The sequence below is a fragment of the Azospirillum brasilense genome (assembly GCF_005222205.1).
Taxonomy (GTDB): Bacteria; Pseudomonadota; Alphaproteobacteria; order Azospirillales; family Azospirillaceae; genus Azospirillum; species Azospirillum brasilense_G.
In genome coordinates this window covers 1,804,610-1,821,158 of record NZ_CP032346.1, presented here as the reverse complement: position 1 = coordinate 1,821,158, position 16,549 = coordinate 1,804,610, and the positions used below count along the sequence as shown (strand labels likewise).

Annotated in this window: 12 protein-coding genes; 10 read left to right on the top strand and 2 right to left on the bottom strand. The window is 71.2% G+C overall.

What is annotated here, in order from left to right:
- Positions 1-18 precede the first annotated feature (18 nt).
- Together D3869_RS22225 and D3869_RS22220 are read right to left on the bottom strand one after the other, a co-directional pair.
- Positions 19-270 (bottom strand): hypothetical protein, encoded by a 252-nt coding sequence (locus D3869_RS22225; protein ID WP_137141941.1) that lies wholly within the window; start codon positions 268-270, stop codon positions 19-21.
- A gap of 153 nt (positions 271-423) precedes the next feature.
- Positions 424-630, bottom strand: a complete 207-nt coding sequence (locus tag D3869_RS22220) for a cold-shock protein (protein WP_014197503.1) — start codon at positions 628-630, stop codon at positions 424-426.
- A 324-nt stretch (positions 631-954) separates the two neighbouring features.
- Between D3869_RS22220 and D3869_RS22215 the strand changes: the two genes are divergently transcribed.
- From D3869_RS22215 to treY, 10 genes are all read left to right on the top strand, one after another.
- Positions 955-3,111: an ATP-binding protein gene (locus D3869_RS22215; RefSeq protein ID WP_137141940.1), complete on the top strand. Its 2,157-nt coding sequence runs from the start codon at positions 955-957 to the stop codon at positions 3,109-3,111.
- 63 nt (positions 3,112-3,174) lie between these two features.
- On the top strand, positions 3,175-3,873 hold the full coding sequence (locus D3869_RS22210) for a response regulator (protein ID WP_137141939.1): 699 nt from the start codon (positions 3,175-3,177) through the stop codon (positions 3,871-3,873).
- A gap of 39 nt (positions 3,874-3,912) precedes the next feature.
- Positions 3,913-5,274, top strand: a complete 1,362-nt coding sequence (locus tag D3869_RS22205) for an ATP-binding protein (protein ID WP_137141938.1) — start codon at positions 3,913-3,915, stop codon at positions 5,272-5,274.
- A 17-nt stretch (positions 5,275-5,291) separates the two neighbouring features.
- Complete coding sequence (locus D3869_RS22200; RefSeq protein WP_137141937.1) at positions 5,292-5,624, top strand: HNH endonuclease; 333 nt, start codon at positions 5,292-5,294, stop codon at positions 5,622-5,624.
- Positions 5,625-5,741: 117 nt separating this feature from the next.
- Positions 5,742-6,920 carry an NAD(P)/FAD-dependent oxidoreductase gene (locus D3869_RS22195; protein WP_137141936.1) on the top strand — a complete coding sequence of 393 codons (1,179 nt, stop codon included), beginning with the start codon at positions 5,742-5,744 and terminating at the stop codon, positions 6,918-6,920.
- A gap of 66 nt (positions 6,921-6,986) precedes the next feature.
- Entirely contained in the window at positions 6,987-7,154 is a 168-nt protein-coding gene (locus D3869_RS33210; RefSeq protein WP_175426549.1) for a hypothetical protein, read from the top strand.
- Between the two features lie 100 nt (positions 7,155-7,254).
- The gene (locus D3869_RS22190) at positions 7,255-7,506 is read left to right on the top strand and encodes a hypothetical protein (protein WP_094303270.1); all 252 of its coding nucleotides are present in this window, start codon (positions 7,255-7,257) and stop codon (positions 7,504-7,506) included.
- A 105-nt stretch (positions 7,507-7,611) separates the two neighbouring features.
- A complete protein-coding gene (locus D3869_RS22185) occupies positions 7,612-7,926 on the top strand; it encodes a hypothetical protein (RefSeq protein WP_035677092.1) in 315 nt (104 codons plus the stop codon).
- A gap of 80 nt (positions 7,927-8,006) precedes the next feature.
- Complete coding sequence (gene treZ, locus D3869_RS22180) at positions 8,007-13,646, top strand: malto-oligosyltrehalose trehalohydrolase (protein ID WP_137141935.1); 5,640 nt, start codon at positions 8,007-8,009, stop codon at positions 13,644-13,646.
- Between the two features lie 129 nt (positions 13,647-13,775).
- Complete coding sequence (gene treY, locus D3869_RS22175; protein WP_137141934.1) at positions 13,776-16,544, top strand: malto-oligosyltrehalose synthase; 2,769 nt, start codon at positions 13,776-13,778, stop codon at positions 16,542-16,544.
- Positions 16,545-16,549 lie beyond the last annotated feature (5 nt).

The window sequence follows — 16,549 nt, the reverse complement described above, 5'->3', positions numbered from 1 at the left end:
ACTCAATCTCCGGTCAACTCAATCCTTGGCCGGGGTCGGGGTCGGCTCGGCGGCGGGAGCCGCATCCGCCGGCGGGGTGGCGGCGGTGCCCTCGGCACCCTCCTTGCCCGCGGCGTTCGCGGCGCCGCGGCGGCGGAAGGATGTGCGCTTGTACACCACGCTGTCGGAAGACCCCGGCGGGCACTGAACGATTTTACCCCCCTTCGCAAGAAACTCGCGGGTCATGGAGTCGAGATCATTCCGATCCGCGCTGCGGTTATCGGATGCCATGCATGCCTCCTGTGATCGTCATCGTGCCCCATTGCGCCATCCGGGCGGTCCCGGTGGTCCATGGAGCATGCGTTTCTTTTGTGAAGCGGCTGTTGCAGGATTGGGGGCAACCGGCCCCTGAACGGGCGGCCCCGATGAAACCGGGGCGGAAAATTACGCCTCCTTCAGGTTGGCCGCGGCGCTCTTGCCCTTCTTGGGGTCGCGCTGGAGTTCGTAGGACAGCTTCTGGCCTTCATGAATGTTGATGCCCGACCGCTCAACGGCGGAGATGTGGACGAACACGTCGGCCGTCCCGTCATCCGGCTGGATGAAGCCGTAGCCCTTGGTGGTGTTGAACCATTTCACGGTTCCAGTAGCCATCTGGTAGTTCCTTGAACGAGGTTTCCCATGGCGCTCGTGCCACGGGTTCACATCAAATCACCGAGGGGAAGGACCAGACGCAGCGATCTGCAAGCGGACCGTAGACCCAAAGAAATTCGACTCTTTTCATGTGGGGATCGAAAGGCCGGGATGCAACCCGAACCCTTCGGGCGAAGCCTCGCATCTTTGTTTCGACTCACGACTCTTGCCTCGTTCGTCGGCGTCGGCCCTGCCCTTCGGCAGAGTTGTCCCCGGCTTGTTGCTTAGCCCATAGTTTTTTCGGCCCGATTCTTTTGCCTTAGCTTTCCTGAAGGAGCCGGCGGCATGCAGCGTGCCCATCTCGTGGCCGCGTTCCTGACCTTTGCCGCTTTGTGCGTCGGCGTGTCCGCCCTGTCGGTGTCGCGCGACCGCCACGTCACGCTGGAACAGGCCCGCCGCGAATTCGCCGCGACCGCCCATCTGCTCGACGAACACGCCAGCCGCGCCATCGAAGCGGGGGACTCCCAGCTGCGCATGCTGCTCGACGCACTGGAACGGTGGGACCGCCGCGACCCCGCCGAGGGGCGGCGCATCCAGGCCGCCATGCGCGCCCGCGCCGAACGCCTGCCGCAGGTCGGCGGCGTCTGGGCGCTCGATGCCCGGGGCCGGCTGCTTCTCGACAGCGCGGAACACCCGCCGCCGCCCCGCGACCTGTCGGAACGGGATTACGCCCAGGCCCATCTGGGCGTCGCCCAGGGACCGCCGACGGCGCTTCATGTCGGGTCCTACCTGCCCGCAGGCCCCGGCATCAGCCAGGGGCGCTTCACCATCAGCCGCGCCCTGCGCGACGAGGAGGGAACCCTCCAGGCGATCGCGGTGGCGGGCATCCAGAACACCTATTTCTCGCAGATGTACGGGGAGGCCGGCTGGGGCGAGGGCGCCCGGCTGGCCCTGTTCACCAGCGCCAAGGAGAAGCTGGCGGAATGGCCGCCGGACAGCGCCGTCGAGCCCCCCACCACCGCCTGGCCCCAGCCCTGGGACCCGCCGGACGGCCCGGCGATCATCGAGGGCACGCAGATCACCGCCGCGCGGATGCTGACCGGCTTCCCGATCGTCGTGGTCGCGAGCCGCCCCCTGGCCGAGGTGCTCGCCCCCTGGCGGGAACGCGCCCTGTGGACCACGGCGGTCAGCGGCGGCATCCTCACCGGGGCGTTGGTGCTGTTCGTCTTCGCGCTGGCCGGCGCCCGACGGGAGGAGGCGGTCCGGGCGGAGCTTCTGCGCGCCAACCAGAGCCTGGACGAGCGCGTCCGCCAGCGCACGGCGGAGCTGGAGAAGGCCCTGCGCAGCGCGGAGATGGCCAGCCTCGCCAAGATGAAGGTGCTGGCGACCGTCAGCCACGACCTGCGCCAACCCCTGCAGGGCCTGGCCGCTTTCCACGAACTGCTGCTGAAGGAGGCGCCGAACCCGACGCTCCAGCAGCTCGGCGCCATGGCCTCCGCGTCGCTCCAGGCCGGGCAGCGGCTGCTCGACGATCTTCTGACCCTGTCGCGGCTGGAGGCCGGGGTGGTGCCGGTGGAGATCGGCGTCTTCCCGCTCGCCCCGCTGCTCGACCAGCTCGCCGCCGAACTGCGGGCGGAGGCCGAGGGCAAGGGCCTGCGGCTGACCGTGATGCCCACCAAGGCCTGGGTGCGCAGCGATCCGGCGCGGCTTCAGCCGATCCTGCGCAACCTGCTGTCCAACGCCGTCAAATACACGGCGCGCGGCGGGGTGGTCGTCGGGGCGCGGCCCCGCGGCGACGGCCTGCGGGTCGAGATCTGGGACAGCGGCCAGGGCATCGCCAAGGCGGAGTTGGGCACGATCTGGGAGGAGTTCTACCAGATCGGCAATCCCGCCCGCGACGGGTCGCGGGGCGCCGGCCTCGGCCTGTCCATCGCGGAGCGCACCGCCCGCCTGCTCGGCCATCCGCTGGAGGTCCGGTCGCGGGTCGGCCGCGGGTCCGTCTTCGCGGTCACCCTGCCCCGCGCTCCCGCCCCCGCCGCCCCGATCCCGATGGCGGTTCCTCCCGCGACGGCCCCCACCCCGCCGGCACGCCCCGCCGGGGCCTCCGGACGCCTGTCGGGACGGCGGATCCTGGTGGTCGAGGACGATCCGCTGCAGCGCAACTCCCTGACCCTGCTGCTGGAGCAGGCCGGGGCCGGGGTGATGGCGTCGGACAGCTTCGACTCCGCCCTCGCCGCCGCCCAGGCGACCCTCCAGGCGCCCTCGGCCATCCTCAGCGACTACCGGCTGCCCGGCGGCACCGACGGGCTGAGCGGCATCCAGATGCTTCGCGGGGTGCTGGGACGCGACGTCCCGGCCATCCTGCTGACAGGGGAGCTGTCCGCCGATCTGGTGCGCGCCGCCAAGGAGGCGGGCTGCCTCGTGCTGACCAAGCCCGCCGCGCCCGACCGCATCCTGTCCACCCTGGCGGAGCTGACCCCGGGCGCCGATGCCGCGGCGTGATGCCCTTGCCCGGCCGCGCCGCTTCCCTTGGTGCGCGGCGCCCGGTTGCGCTACAGTCCCGCCATGACCGAAGAAGACCAGCCCCACATCCTGGTCGTCGATGACGACACCCGCCTGCGCGAGCTGCTGCGCAAGTATCTCGCCGGCAACGGCTTCCTGGTCGCCACCGCGAAGGACGCCGCGGAGGCGCGGGCCAAGCTGGCCGGGCTCGCCTTCGATCTGCTGGTGCTCGACATCATGATGCCGGGTGAGACCGGGCTGGAGCTGACCGAGTCGCTGCGGCGGGAGCGCGACCTGCCCATCCTGCTGCTGACCGCGCGCGGCGAGCCGGACGACCGCATCGCCGGGCTGGAGGCCGGGGCCGACGACTACCTCGCCAAGCCCTTCAACCCGCGTGAGCTGCTGCTGCGCATCAACTCGATCCTGCGCCGCCAGGCCAGCCGACCGGCGGACCCGGCGCCGCCGCAGCCGGTGAAGCTCGGCCCGATGATCTACCTGCCCGACCGCGACGAGCTGCGGGCGGGCGAGGAGGTGGTCCGGCTGACCACGGCGGAGGCCGGGCTGCTGCGCGTGCTCGCCGCCTCCCCCGGCACCATCTTCTCGCGCGAGGAGCTGACGGAGCGCAGCAAGGTCGCCGGCAACGCCCGCACCATCGACGTGCAGGTGACCCGCCTGCGCCGCAAGATCGAACCCGACCCGCGGGAGCCGCGCTACCTCCACACCGTGCGCGGCGAGGGTTATGTGTTGAGGCCGGACCCCTAACGGGGCCGCCGGAGCACCCAGAGCACTAGGACCAGGACCATGACCACCGACACCGCCGCCGCACCGATGCCGATGCCGCGCCGCGAGCAGACGGGGCTGCTGAAGCGGTTCCTGCCGCGCACGCTGTTCGGCCGCTCGCTGCTGATCATCGTGACGCCGGTCATCCTGGCCCAGGCGGTGGCCACCTGGATCTTCTACGACCGGCACTGGGACACCATGACGAACCGGCTGGCCTTCGCGGTGGCCGGCGACATCGCCATGGTCATCGGCATGCTGGAGCACGACCCGACCCCGGAGGGACGCAACTGGACGCTGGCCGCCACGGCGCGCAGCACCGACCTGATCGTGACTCTGGAACCCGGCAGCACCCTGCCCGAGCATCCGCAGAAGCTGCGCGGGATGCTGGAGAACACGCTGAGCAAGGCGCTGCACGAGCGGGTGCGGCGGCCCTTCGCCATCAACACCCGGATCACCCGCGAATGGTACGAGATCCGCGTGCAGATGCCGGACGGCGTGCTGTCGGTGATGTCGCCGGAACGCCGCCTGTTCAGCCCGACCAGCTACATCTTCATCCTGTGGATGGTCGGCTCGGCCCTGGTGCTGTTCACCGTCGCCATCATCTTCATGCGCAACCAGATCCGCCCCATCAAGCGGCTGGCCGCCGCCGCGGACGCGCTGGGCAAGGGGCGCGACGTGCGCAACTTCAAGCCGGAGGGAGCGACCGAGGTGCGGCAGGCCGCCGTCGCCTTCCTGCGCATGCGCGAGCGCATCCACCGCCAGATCACCCAGCGGACGGAGATGCTGGCCGGCGTCAGCCACGATCTGCGGACGCCGCTGACCCGCATGAAGCTGGCGCTGGACATGATCGGCGACGGGCCGGAGGTCGAGGAGCTTCTGACCGACGTCACCGAGATGGAGACGATGATCGAGGGCTATCTGGCCTTTGCCCGCGGCGAGGGGACGGAGACCGTGCAGCCGACCGACCTGACGCGCATCCTCAACGAGGTGGTCTCCGGCGTCCGCCGCGAGGGGGCGGAGGTGGCCCTGGCGGCGCCGGACGGGCTGACCCTGCCGCTGCGCCCCAACGCGACGCGGCGCTGCCTCGCCAACCTGCTGTCCAACGCGCGGCGCCACGGCGACCGCATCTGGGTGCGGGCGGAGCGGGAGGACGGCTTCATCGACATCCTGGTGGACGACGACGGGCCGGGTATTCCCCAGGCATCGCGCGACGACGTGTTCAAACCCTTCTTCCGCTTGGACAGCTCCCGCAACCAGGCGACCGGCGGCGCCGGGCTGGGGCTGACCATCGCCCGCGACGTCGCCCGCAGCCACGGCGGCGACATCACGCTCAGCGACAGCCCCTACGGCGGCCTGCGCGTGCTGATCCGCCTGCCGGTGTGAGCCTCACAGGAGACACCATGCCCGTCAGCTCCGACGAATACCGCCTCATGGACGTTCTGCAGGGCGGGCGCTGCTTCTATTGCGGGGAGCCGATAGGAGCCAAGGCGACCTTCGACCATCTGATTCCGCTGGCCTATGGCGGCCTCGACGCGGCGCCGAACGTCGTGCTGGCGCACCGCCGCTGCAACCAGCGCAAGGCCGACCGCCTGCCGACGCCGGAGGAGATCGACCGCTTCGTCACCGAGCGCCGCCGCAGCCAACTGGGCGTCTGGCCGCCGCTGCTGGCCCTGCGCGACGCCGAACCCGGCGACGAGTGGATGACCGTCGCCCGCGCCATCGCCGGGCTGTGAGCGCCGGGCTGTGAGCGCTGGGCTGTGAACGCCTGCCCTCCTGAGCCCTCTTGACGGCGGCCCCGCCTTCTGGCCCGATCACCGGAACGATAAACATAGTTAATTCGGGAGCGTTCGATGGCGGATCGGTACGACGTCGTGATCGTCGGCGGTGGTGTGATGGGCTGCGCGGTCGCCTATTTCCTGGCGAACGACCCCGGCTTCGGCGGCACCGTGGCGGTGGTGGAGCGGGACCCGACCTACCAGCGCGCCTCCTCCGCCCTGTCGGCCAGCTCGATCCGTCAGCAGTTCTCGACCCCGGCGAACATCGCCCTGTCGCAATTCGGCCTGTCCTTCATCCGCAACGCGACGGAACATCTCTCCGTGGAGGGCGACCCGGTGGACCTGGGCCTGCGCGAGCCGGGCTATCTCTATCTGGCGACCGGGGCCGGGGCGGACATTTTGCGCCGGAACAACGCCATCCAGCTCTCCTGCGGCGCCGACGTCGCCCTGCTGTCGCCGGAGGAGCTGGCCGCCCGCTTCCCCTGGCTGTCGGTGGAGGGGATCGCGCTCGGCTCGCTGGGCCTGTCCGGGGAAGGCTGGTTCGACGGCTACAGCCTGATGCAGGCCTTCCGCCGCAAGGCCAAGGCGCTGGGCGTCGCCATGATCGCCGGGGAGGTCGCGGGCATCGACACCGCCGACGGCAAGGTCGCCGCGGTGCGTCTGGCCGACGGCCGGCGGCTGTCCTGCGGGGTGGCGGTCAACGCCGCCGGGCCGCAGGCCCGCCGCGTCGCCACCATGGCCGGGGTGGACCTGCCGGTGGCGGCGCGCAAGCGCTGCGTCTTCGTGTTCGACTGCCGCGATGAGCTGCCCGGCTGCCCGCTGGTCATCGACCCATCCGGCGTGTGGTTCCGGCCCGAGGGCAAGCAGTTCATCTGCGGCGCCCCGCCGCCCGCCGACCGCGACCCGGACACCGACGACCTGACGGTGGAGCACGACCTGTTCGAGGAGATGATGTGGCCGGCGCTGGCCGAGCGCGTGCCCGCCTTCGAGGCGATCAAGGTCACCAACGCCTGGGCCGGATTCTACGAATACAACGAGATCGACCAGAACGCCGTCATCGGGCCGCATCCGGAGCTTCGCAACTTCCTGTTCTGCAACGGTTTCAGCGGCCATGGGCTGCAACAGGCGCCGGGGGCCGGGCGCGGGCTGGCGGAGCTGATCGCGACCGGCGCCTATCGCAGCCTGAACCTGTCGGCCTTCGCCTACGACCGTCTGGTGGAGAACCGCCCCCTGCTGGAGACGAATGTCATCTGAGGGAACGGGCGCGAGCCCGGCCGGTTGTTGGGGGTGACCTTTCCGAACGGAGCATGAGGCCCCCCAATGAAGCAGCCCCACACCGAAGAGACCGTCAAGCACACCGACGACCAGCAGAACACCGGCAACCACAAGAAGCCGGACGCCCCCGACGCCAAGGGCGCCGACCGCTTCGGCGGCACCCGCAAGGGCGCGGAGAACGTCGAGCCGACCAAGGACAACGCTGGGGACTGACGCTGGGGACTGACCCCGGCCCGAAGGGCTTGCACCGGCGGGGATGGACGTGCCACATCCCGTGGCGCGTCCATCCCCATCCAGGCCGGGAAACCCTCCCATGGCTCACGCCATGTTCAAACGCTACAAGGTTCTGTTCACCCGCCCCCTGCCCGGCCTGCGTCCGGGCCGGCCCGAACGCGACGCCATGGTGGAGCGGGTCAAGCGCTTCGCCAGCCAGAACGGGATGGCCGGCGACCTTCACGCGATCGCGCCCAACGCCGGCTTCGGCATCCTGGAAATCCAGTGCACGGACAAGCTGGCCCGCCGCCTGAGCGACCTGTCCGAGGTCGAGTCCGTGTTGGAGGCGTAAGCGCCTCTACCTCCCGTTCAGTTGACGGGGCATCGGCTTGCGGCGGCGGCACAACGGGCCATTTTCAGTGTTTTAAAGCACAGATGCCGTCAGGAGCGTGCCTTCATGAATCCCCGGTTGCTCGCCGAGGTGCTGGAACCCGTGCTGAACGCCGCGGAGAAGGATGACGCGGCGATGCTCGACGCCGTGAATCTGTCGGCGGAGGCGCTGGCCGCGCTCGGCGCGGTCATCCTCGACCGCGACGGGCGCCCGGCCGACGGCGTGTCCGACGAACGCGCGGTGGTCGCCGCGCTCAACACCCACGCCCACACGCTGATGCAGTGCGGGCGGCTCGACGACGTGGTCGAGGCGCTGCAACTGGCCGAACGGATCGGCCGATTGGGCCGCCTGCCCCACCATCCGCGCATGTCCGACGGCTAGCCACCTACGGTTAGGCGGGAGGAACACCGAACCGCCCCGGTTGTTGTGCGAGCCGTGCCGCCCAACAGGGGAGACGTGTCTTGCCGACAGCGCCCAAATCGAACGCTTTTTCCGGCCCCATCGAGGGCGAGGCCCTGTCCCTGCTTCAGGACAAACTGCTTCCGGGCTTCCTGACCGGACGGCGTTGGTACGCCGCAAAGGACGCCGGCACGCCCACCGTGCGCATCGTCGATGCGCTGCCGCTTCCGCTGGCCTCCGGCTCCGCCCAGCTCTGCCTGCTGCGGGTGGAGGCCCCGGGGCGCGAGCCGCAGCTCTACCAGCTTCCCCTGGTGCTCGACCGCGACGGCAAGGCCGACGGCGCGGACCCCTTCGTCATCGCCGGCCCCGATGCGCTCCCCTGGACGGGCAGCCTGCGCGACGGCTACGGCGACGAGGAGGTGGTTCGCGCCTTGCTCGACGGCATCCGCAAGGGCGGTGAGAACGGCGGCCTGCGCTATGGCCGCAGCCGCGCCTTCGACTCCGTGAAGGGCGCGCTGGACGGCGGCGCCCCGCTGCGCTGGACCGGGGTGGAGCAATCCAACACCTCCGTCCGCGTCGGCGACGCGGCGATCCTGAAGGGGCTGCGCAAGCTGGAATCCGGCACCCATCCGGAGCTGGAGGTCGGGCGCTTCCTGACCGAGGTCGCCAACTTCCGCAACACCCCCGCCCTGCTCGGCTGGGTGGAGCGCACGGGTGACGGCGAGGCCGCCACCCTGTGCATCCTGCAGGAGCTGGTCCCCGACGCCCGCGACGCCTGGAGCCACGTCACCGCCGCCCTGGCGGAGCGCGTCGAGCGCTTCGACGACGACAAGGCGGACGACGTCGCGCTGATGACCGTCATGCGCCGGCTGGGCCGCCGCACGGCGGAGATGCACCGGGCGCTCGCCACCCCCGGCGGCGGTGACGCCTTCACGCCGGAACCCGTCACCCCCGCCATGCTTTCGGGCTGGGCGGACGGCGTGCGCAGCCTCGCCCGCCGCGTGCTGGGCCAGCTGCGCGAGGCCGCCCCGCGGCTGAACGCCGACATCGCCCCCTACGCCGCCTCCCTGGCCGACAGCGAGGCCACGGTGATGCGCCAGATCGCGACGCTGACGCCCCGGCGCGGCGACTTCCACGCCATGCGCCTGCACGGCGATTATCACCTGGGGCAGGTGCTGGCCGGCAAGGACGACCTGTTCATCGTCGATTTCGAGGGCGAGCCGATGCGCCCGCTGGCCGAACGGCGGGCCAAGCACTGCATCCTGCGCGACGTGGCGGGAATGCTGCGCTCCATCACCTACGCCGCCGCCGGGGCGCGGGCCGCCCTGCCCGACGGCCTGGACGAGACGGCGCGCGGCGCCCGCACCGCCTGGCTGAACTGGTGGGAGGGGGAAGCCGCATCCGCCTTCGTCGCCGGCTACCGCGAGGCCATCGGCGATTGCCCGGGCTGGCCCGCCGACGCGGCCACCGCCACGCAGCTTTTGAAACTCTTCCTGCTGGAGAAGGCGCTCTACGAGATCGGCTACGAGCTGGCGAACCGGCCCGACTGGCTGGCCATCCCGCTGGCCGGCGCCATCGGCATCCTCGGCGCCGACGCCGGGCCGGAGGTCGCCGACCGCGCGTCCGGCCCGGTCGGGCTGGCCGCCCCCGGCGCCACCCGTATTGGCGAGGCGCGGGCCCATGCCATGCCCTTCGGCGCGCAGGTGCAGCCCGACGGCTCCGTCCGCTTCACGCTGTGGGCGCCGGGGACCGAGCAGGTCTCGCTGTGGCTGGAGGACACCCAGGCCCTGCTGCCCATGGTGCGGCGGGCCGACGGCTGGTTCGAATGGACCACCGCCCAGGCCCAGGCGGGCAGCCGCTACCAGTTCGAGCTTCCCGACGGGCTGCGCGTGCCCGACCCGGCCTCCCGCCACCAGCCGGAGGACGTGCACGGGCCGAGCGAGGTGATCGACCCCACCGTGTTCCACTGGTCCGACGCCGCCTGGACCGGGCGCCCCTGGCACGAGACGGTGCTGTACGAGCTTCACGTCGGCACCTTCACCGAGGAAGGCACCTTCCGCGCCGCCATCGACAAGCTCGACCACCTCGTGGAGCTGGGCGTCACCGCCATCGAGCTGCTGCCGGTGGCCGATTTCCCCGGCGCCCGCAACTGGGGCTATGACGGGGTGCTGCCCTACGCCCCGGACGCCGCCTACGGCCGGCCGGAGGACCTGAAGGCGCTGGTCGACGCCGCCCACGCCAAGGGGCTGATGGTCTTCCTCGACGTCGTCTACAACCATTTCGGGCCGGACGGGAACTACCTCCACGCCTACGCCAAGGCCTTCTTCACCGACCGGCACAAGACGCCCTGGGGCGACGCCATCAACGTCGACGGGCCGCGCAACGCCACGGTGCGCGACTACTTCATCCACAACGCGCTCTATTGGATCGAGGAGTTCCACATGGACGGGCTGCGCTTCGACGCGGTCCACGCCATCCTCGACGACAGCGACAAGCTGTTCCTCCAGGAGCTGGCGGAACGCGTGCATGACGCCGTGCGCTGCCGCCGCCACGTCCATCTCGTTCTGGAGAACGACGAGAACGAAGCCCACCTGCTGGAACGCCATCCGGAGGGCGACCCGCGCTGGCACACCGCGCAGTGGAACGACGACCTGCACCACTGCCTGCACGTCTGGGCGTCCGGCGAGGACGCCGGCTATTACGCCGACTACGCCGGCGACGCGGTGAAGCTGGCCCGCGCCATGGCCGAGGGCTTCGCCTTCCAGGGCCACGCCTCCTCCTACCGCGGCGGCGAGGCGCGCGGCGAGCCGTCGGCGCACCTCCCGCCGACCGCCTTCGTCACCTTCATCCAGAATCACGACCAGATCGGCAACCGCGCCTTCGGGGACCGCATCACCCGCTTCTCGCGACCCGAGGCGGTGCGGGCGGCGACCTCGCTCTATCTGCTGGGGCCGGGCATCCCGATGCTGTTCATGGGCGAGGAGTGGGCCTCCGAGCGCCCCTTCCCCTTCTTCTGCGACTTCGCCGACGAGCTGGCCGAGGCGGTGCGCAACGGCCGTCGGGAGGAGTTCGCCAAGTTCCCTGAATTCCAGGACCCGAAGGTGCGCGACCGCATCCCCGACCCGACCGCGCCGGAGACCTTCCAGTCGGCCAAGCTCGATTGGGACGACCGCGACACGGGCGAGCATGGGGAATGGCTGGACTGGTACCGCCGCATCCTGGCGGTGCGCCGCAAGGAGATCGCGCCGCGGTTGGAGAACGCGCCCGGCGGTGCGGCCGCCCACGAGGTGATCGACGGGCGGGGCATCCGCGTCTCCTGGCGGCTGGGCGACGGCAGCCGCCTGCATCTGCTCGCCAACCTGTCCGAGACGCCGGTGGAGGGCATGGGCGAGGCCGTGGGCCGCGTCCTGTGGACCGAGGGCGACGGCCTCGATTCCGGAACCATGGCGCCGCGGTCCGTCCTGTGGACCATCGAGGAGACGACGGCGCTCGACCGGCTCGGCGAGCGGATGGGGATCGAGACGCACTACACCGGCGCGTCGGGCGAGACCGTCCAGGCGTCGGAGGGCACCATCCGCGCCCTCCTTGCCGCCATGGAGGTGGACGCCGACGACCCGGAGGAGGCGCTGGCGGCGCTGGAGCGGAGCGAGCTGGCCCGTCCCCTGCCCCCGGTGGCGGTGCTGCGCATCGACCGCCCGCCCTTCTCGGTCACCGTCACCCTGCCGGCGGGCAGCGGGACGCTGCGCTGGACCCTGACGCTGGAGGAGGGCGGCGAGCGCGGCGGCGAGGCCGATTTCGCCGATCTGCCGCTGGTCCGCAAGGCCGGTGCCGAGGGGCAGCGCTTCGAGGTGCGGCGCCTTGACCTCGGCGCGGCTCCGGCGCCCGGCTATCACCGGCTGCGGCTGGACGTGGACGGGCTGCGGGCGGAGCATCCCGGTCTGGAGACGACGGTGATCGCCGCCCCCGCCACCTGCCACCTGCCCGCCCCGCTCCAGATGGGTGAGCGGATCTGGGGCCTGTCGGTGCAGCTCTACGCCCTGCGCTGCGCCGGGGATTGGGGGATCGGCGATTTCGGCGACCTCGTCAACGTCGCGGAGATGGCGGCGGCGCGCGGGGCGGGCATCGTCGGGCTGAACCCGCTGCACGCCCTGTTCCTCGACAACCCCGATCAGGCCAGCCCCTATTCCCCGGCCAGCCGCCTGTTCCTCAACCCGCTCTACATTGACGTGCTGGCGGTGCCGGAGCTGATGGGCTGCGCCGAGGCCCGCGACCGGATCGCGGATGAGGCGTTCCTGCGGGACGTCAAGGCGGCGGAGGCCGCGCCGCTGGTCGACTACGCCGCCGTGGCGGCGCTGAAGCTGCCGGTCCTGGAACGGCTGTTCGCCCATTTCCAGGCGGAGGGCAGCGAGGAGCGGCGTCGGGCGCTCGCCGCCTTCCGGGCCGAGCTGGGCGAGGGGCTGGAGCGCTTCTGCACCTTCCAGGCCCTGCGCGAGCGTTTCGCCAAGGACGGCACGCCCGACTGGCGCCGCTGGCCGGAGGAGTATCGGGACGCCGCCTCCCCCGCCGTCCGCCGCTTCGCCGAGGAGCAGTGGGAGCGCATCGACCTCTTCGTCTGGCTGCAATGGCTGGCCGACAGCCAGTTGCAGGCGGCGGCGGAGCGGGCGCGGGAGCGCGGGATGGCCGTCGGCTTCTTCCGCGACCTCGCGGTCGGGGCGGACAGCGGCGGGGCGGAAACCTGGGCCGACCCGCATGTGGTGGTGGCGCAGGCCCATGTCGGCGCCCCGCCCGACCTGTTCAACCCGGCCGGGCAGGACTGGGGCCTGCCGCCCTTCCACCCCCACGCCCTGCGCGAGGGCGGCTATGCCCGCTTCATCGAGCTTCTGCGCGCCAACATGCGCCACGCCGGGGCGCTGCGCATCGACCACGCCATGGCGCTCCAGCACGTCTACTGGATACCGGAGGGGCACCCGCCCTCCGAAGGGGCCTACGTCGCCTACCCGATGGACGACCTCCTCGGAATCCTGGCCCTGGAGAGCCAGCGCAACCGTTGCCTCGTCGTCGGCGAGGATCTGGGCACCGTGCCCGAGGGATTCCGCGAGCGCATGGCGGAGGCGGGTGTCCTGAGTTACCGGGTGATGTTCTTCGAATGGACCGAGGATGGCGGATTCCGCGGCCCCGACGACTACCCCTACGCGGCGCTCGCCACGGTGGGCAGCCACGACCTCGCCACGCTGCGCGGCTGGTGGGAGGGGCACGACATCACGCTGAAGGAGGAACGCGGCCTCTACCCCGCCGACGGCGAGGCGGAGCGCCAGCGCGACCGCCGCATGGCCGAGCGCGCCCGCCTGCTGGAGGCCCTGACCGACGCCTTCCTGCCGCTGCCCGCCAGCTTCGGCCCCGACAGCCCTTACAGCGAAGCGCTCGGCCACGCGGTGCACGCCTTCCTGGCCCGCACCGGCTCGGCCATCGCCATGGTCCAGATGGACGACCTGACCGCCGAGCTGGAGCAGGTCAACCTGCCCGGCACGGTGGACCAGTACCCCAACTGGCGCCGCAAGCTGCGCCTCGCGCTGGAGGACATGGCCGACGGCCCGCAGGCCGGCGCCATCGCCGCCATCATGGCCGCCGCCCGGCCGGCCGCGGTGGCGGCCGCTCGCCCCTCTCCCGCCCCGGGAGAGGGTGGCGCCGGAGGCGCCGGGTGAGGGTACAGCCGAGGATCAGCCCGTTGCCCGTCGCCGGTACCCTCACCCTCCCGCCGCTCCGCGGCGGGCCCCTCCCTCTCCCGGGTCGGGAGAGGGGCTTTCACCGTTCCTGATTCAGGAGACCAACCCATGGCGGCGGACGCCGATAAGCCGATCCCCCTGGCCACCTACCGCGTGCAGCTGCGCGCCGAGTTCGGCTTCGACCGCACCGCTGGAATCGCCGACTACATGGCGCGGCTGGGCGTCAGCCACCTCTACGCCTCGCCCTACATGAAGGCGCGGCCGGGCAGCACCCACGGCTACGACATCGTCGACCACAACGCCCTGAACCCGGAGCTGGGCAGCGAGGAGTCCTTCCACGGCATGGTGGAGGCGCTGAAGCGCAACGGGCTCGGCCAGATCCTCGACTTCGTGCCGAACCACATGGGCGTCGGCGGGTCGGACAACGGCTGGTGGCTGGACGTGCTGGAATGGGGGCCGGACAGCCCCTACGCCGGCTACTTCGACATCGAGTGGGAACCCGACCGCCGCTACCTGCACGGCAAGGTGCTGGTGCCGCTGCTCGGCGACCAATTCGGCGCCGTTCTGGAATCCGGCGGGTTGGAGCTGCGCTTCGACAAGGAGACGGGCGGCTTCGCCGTCTGGGCCTACGACACCCACAAGCTGCCCATCCGGCCCGCCGATTACGGCACGATCCTGGGCGACGACCAGCCGGACCTGGAACGCATCGGCGACGCCTTCCGCCATCTCGATCAGGTGCGCCCGCACCAGATCCGCCGCGCCAACGCCCTCAAGGCCGAGCTGGCGGCGCTGGTCTCCGAGAAGCCCGACGTGGCCGAGGCCGTGGAGCGGCGGCTGAAGCGCTTCCGCGGCGAAGAGGGCGAGCCGGAGAGCTGGCGCCGCCTGACCGACCTGATCGCCGCCCAGAACTGGCGCGCCGCCTATTTCAAGGTGGCGGCGGACGATATCAACTATCGCCGCTTCTTCAACATCAACGAGCTCGCCGGCCTGCGCATGGAGGAGCGGGAGCTGTTCGACGTCGCCCACCGGCTGGCCTTCAAGCTGGTCGACGACGGCACGCTGGACGGGCTGCGCATCGACCACATCGACGGCCTCTACGACCCCAAGGGCTATTGCGAGCGGCTGGCCCAGGCGACGGAGCGGCCCTTCTATCTGGTGGTCGAGAAGATCCTGGCCCGCCACGAGCGGCTGCGCGAGGACTGGCCCATCGACGGCACCACCGGCTACGAGTTCGCCAATCTGATGGGCGGGCTGCTTGTCGACCCGAAGGGCGAGGAGGCCTTCACCCGTCTCTACGCCGACTTCACCGGGCGGCGCGAGAGCTTCGACGAGGTGGTGCGGACGAGCAAGATCCGCATCATGGACAGCGAGATGGCCAGCGAGCTGCATGTGCTGGCCCGGCAGGCCTCGCGCATCGCCCGCGCCAACCCGCGCACCGCCGACTTCACCGCCAACATCCTGCACCAGGCGCTGAAGGAAACCATCGCCCGCTTCCCCGTCTACCGCACCTATGTGGACTGGCGCGGCGTGAACGAGCTGGACCAGCGGAGCATCGACTGGGCGATCACCCAGGCGCGCAAGGCCGACCCGAACACCGACGGCTCCGCCTATGATTTCCTGCAAAGGCTGCTGACCACCGATCTGGTGGCCCAGCCGCGCAGCGGTTACAGCCGCCAGCAGGTGCTGCGCTTCGCCATGCGCTTCCAGCAATACAGCGGTCCGGTGATGGCCAAGGGGCTGGAGGACACCGCCTTCTACCGCTACAACCGGCTGGCCGCGCTGAACGAGGTCGGTGGGCATCCCGAGCATTTCGGGGTCAGCGTCGCCAACTTCCACCACGCCAACGCCGAGCGGGCGGAGCGCTGGCCCCACGCCATGCTGGGCAGCACCACCCACGACACCAAGCGCGGCGAGGACACCCGCGCCCGCCTCTACGCCCTGTCGGAAATGCCGGAGGAGTGGGAGCGGCAGATCCAGACCTGGAGCCGCCTGCTCCGCGCCCGCCGCGGCGACGTGGAGGGCACCGCCCCGCCCGACCGCAACGACGAGTATCTGTTCTACCAGCTCCTCGTCGGCGCTTGGCCGGCGGAACTGACCGGCGCGGACCCGGCCAGCCTCGACCCGCAGGCGATGACGGAGTTCGCGGAACGCCTCGCCGGCGCCATGACCAAGTCGATGCGCGAGGCCAAGGTCCACAGCACCTGGGCGGCCCCCGACGAAGCCTATGAGAGCGCCATGACCAGCTTCGTCCACGACGCGCTGGACGTGACGCGCAGCACCGCCTTCTTCGACGCCTTCCTGCCCTTCCAGGAGCGCCTCGCCCGCATCGGCATGGTCAACGGGCTGACCCAGACCCTGCTGAAGCTGACCAGCCCCGGCGTGCCGGACATCTACCAGGGCTGCGAGCTGTGGAACTTCAGCCTCGTCGATCCCGACAACCGGCGCCCGGTGGACTACGACGCCCGCCGCCGCCTGCTCGACGAGGTCGAGGGGGCACCCATCGGCGGCCTGCTGGAGCGCTGGCAGGACGGCGCGGTGAAGCTCTCGCTGACCCGGCGCGCCCTGGCCCTGCGGGCGGCCATGCCCGACCTTTTCGCCAAGGGCGAGTACCTGCCGCTGGAGGCGACGGGCGAGCGGGCGGAGCATGTGGTGGCTTTCGCCCGGCGGTTGGGCGACGACACCGTCGTGGTCGCCGCCCCGCGGCTGGTGGGCGCGCTGGGCGAGACTCCGGACTGGGGCGACACCTCCGTCCCGCTGCCGCGCGGGCAGCGCTGGCGCAACGCGCTGACCGACGGGACGCTGGAGGCCGCCGACGCGGTGACCGCCGCCGATCTCTTCCGCGACTTCCCCGTCGCCCTGCTGGTGCGGGAGGGGTGAGTTCC

Coding starts and splice junctions, on each gene's coding strand:
- D3869_RS22205 (WP_137141938.1), top strand. CDS start 3,913: ATGACCACCGACACCGCCGCCGCACCGATGCCGATGCCGCGCCGCGAG.
- D3869_RS22220 (WP_014197503.1), bottom strand. CDS start 630: ATGGCTACTGGAACCGTGAAATGGTTCAACACCACCAAGGGCTACGGC.
- D3869_RS22200 (WP_137141937.1), top strand. CDS start 5,292: ATGCCCGTCAGCTCCGACGAATACCGCCTCATGGACGTTCTGCAGGGC.
- D3869_RS22190 (WP_094303270.1), top strand. CDS start 7,255: ATGGCTCACGCCATGTTCAAACGCTACAAGGTTCTGTTCACCCGCCCC.
- D3869_RS22185 (WP_035677092.1), top strand. CDS start 7,612: ATGAATCCCCGGTTGCTCGCCGAGGTGCTGGAACCCGTGCTGAACGCC.
- D3869_RS22195 (WP_137141936.1), top strand. CDS start 5,742: ATGGCGGATCGGTACGACGTCGTGATCGTCGGCGGTGGTGTGATGGGC.
- treY (WP_137141934.1), top strand. CDS start 13,776: ATGGCGGCGGACGCCGATAAGCCGATCCCCCTGGCCACCTACCGCGTG.
- D3869_RS22225 (WP_137141941.1), bottom strand. CDS start 270: ATGGCATCCGATAACCGCAGCGCGGATCGGAATGATCTCGACTCCATG.
- D3869_RS22210 (WP_137141939.1), top strand. CDS start 3,175: ATGACCGAAGAAGACCAGCCCCACATCCTGGTCGTCGATGACGACACC.
- D3869_RS33210 (WP_175426549.1), top strand. CDS start 6,987: ATGAAGCAGCCCCACACCGAAGAGACCGTCAAGCACACCGACGACCAG.
- D3869_RS22215 (WP_137141940.1), top strand. CDS start 955: ATGCAGCGTGCCCATCTCGTGGCCGCGTTCCTGACCTTTGCCGCTTTG.